The organism is Nostoc sp. T09 (assembly GCF_002154695.1).
In the GTDB taxonomy this organism is placed as follows: domain Bacteria; phylum Cyanobacteriota; class Cyanobacteriia; order Cyanobacteriales; family Nostocaceae; genus Aulosira.
This window is the reverse complement of record NZ_MTAV01000238.1, coordinates 1-1,902: the sequence shown is the minus strand read 5'-3', so window position 1 is coordinate 1,902 and position 1,902 is coordinate 1. Positions and strand designations below refer to the sequence as shown.

General features: G+C 42.0%; 1 protein-coding gene. It reads right to left on the bottom strand.

The annotated features are described in order from the left end of the window. Nucleotides 1-1,688, bottom strand: a 1,688-nt coding sequence (locus BV372_RS33240) for an NACHT domain-containing NTPase (protein ID WP_256973603.1), incomplete at its 3' end; no start/stop codon positions are given. Between the last annotated feature and the right edge of the window lie 214 nt (nucleotides 1,689-1,902).

Here is a 1,902-nt window from a genome sequence, read left to right as displayed (position 1 = left end):
GCAATTTCATTACCAGTGCCGATTTGCCCTAAGCTTTCTGCTGCCTGCCTACGGGTGGAGTAATCCACAGTAGTTGATTGCAGCAGTTGCACCAAGGCGGCGATCGCAATTTCATTGCCAGTGCCGATTTGCCCTAAGCGATATGCTGCCTGTATACGGGTGATACGGGTGGAGTCATCCACAGTAGTTGATTGCAGCAGTTCCACCAAGGCGGCGATCACTTTTGTGCGGTCTGTTTGTTGCAGTGCTGAACTAGCTTCCTCTTTGATTAAACTCTGACTATCAATTGTCCACTTGACAATTTGTGTTACTACTTCATCTGCTTTAAAATAATCTCTAAACTCTGCAATTCCTGCGGAGGCTAAAAAATAGGCGCGATATTCATAAAATTTTCGACATCCATCTTTAAAATTAACTAAAGCATCAATAAACTCTTGCTTTTGCTGGTTGAGGTTTTCTTCTTCTCGTCCTAACCAAAGTAATATTGTTTGCTTCCATTGCGGTTCAAAGATGCGATAAGTTCCTTGACTGGGATTTTTGGGAACATGGTTGAGAAAGAAATGCCAGTCATCAATTGCTTTAGCAGCAAAGTACTCTTGAAATGAAGCATGAAAGAAAGCGTAAAAAGGTTTTCTATTTGTATCTATCCCTACACAGTTTAGCCAGCCGCGATTTAGTGCCAATTTCAGCAGCGAATTTTCATCATCAGCATCTCCTAAGAATTGCTTAACAAAATCCTGCCGCAAGCGAAAACGGGTTGCTTCTTTGTCTATTGCTGCTTTCGCTAATTCCCCCAATTTGATATTGAGTTGCTGACGCTGGTGAGAGTTTGTCGCAAATTCATCTTTTTTCCACTTGTAGAAGTCATCAACAAATTGCTGATAGAGTCCCGCTTGAGTATCCGGTAATTTGCCATCTCCTGATTGCCAATTCAAGCACAGCAGCGTCAACCGCAAAGGATTTTTCACTAAATCCTGAATCCGTTCTTTACCTGATTCTTTCAAAGCAGTGCATAACTGCTTTGCAGTTTCAGGAATAGCAGCGAACCATTTGTGAATAAATTTCTCTACCTGTTGTGGATAAGCAAAATCTAAACTGCGATAGGTATCAAAATCATCAAGTGCATTACTGCTGCCATCCCACAGATTAACTCGACAGGTTAGCAAAATCCGCGCTTGAGAAATTAATCCTCCTTCACGGAATTGTCGGGCAATTTCTGTTAGAGGATTACCTGAAGATGCAGACATTTCATCTAACCCATCTAGCAGTAGCCAGACATTATTTTGATTAAATAGAGCAACAAAATCATTCTTCAGTTGCTTAGTGGCTTTAGCTTTACCTGTTTTCTCTGCGACTTGAGTCAACCAAGTCTCAAACAGATAAGATTTTAGTTCCTTCTCTCGCAAATCTGCTAAAGATACCCAAATGACAATTGACTGGTCAATCTCACGAGATACCCAATCAGCAATCTGCTGTAACAGTGTTGTCTTTCCTGCACCCGGTTCGCCAATAATTGCAATTCGCTTACCTTTACTTTTAGGAGTGTTCTTCTGTTTGAGAACTTCTTCAAGAAAAGCATCATGCTCAAATGTTTTGGTGATTTCTGTCTCCTTGTACAGTTCTGAACCCTGTTCTGGAGAAATATCACCCTGACGCTTGGATGGTTTTTTGCGCTCAACTAATCCCAGTGGTACGTAAACATCATCAACTTGCAGGGCGACTCCTTCAGTTGATGTCAGAGGATTTGTAGTCAGCTTTCGCCGTTCTGCCAGTATTTCACGGCAGACTTTACGCCAGTCATCGGGAGTTAACTTTGTCCCATCCTCCCCTTGAGACGACTGTAGTCATACCAATTTAAATGGTGTTTAGGGCAAATAGGGCATCGAGAATGAAGGAATATCC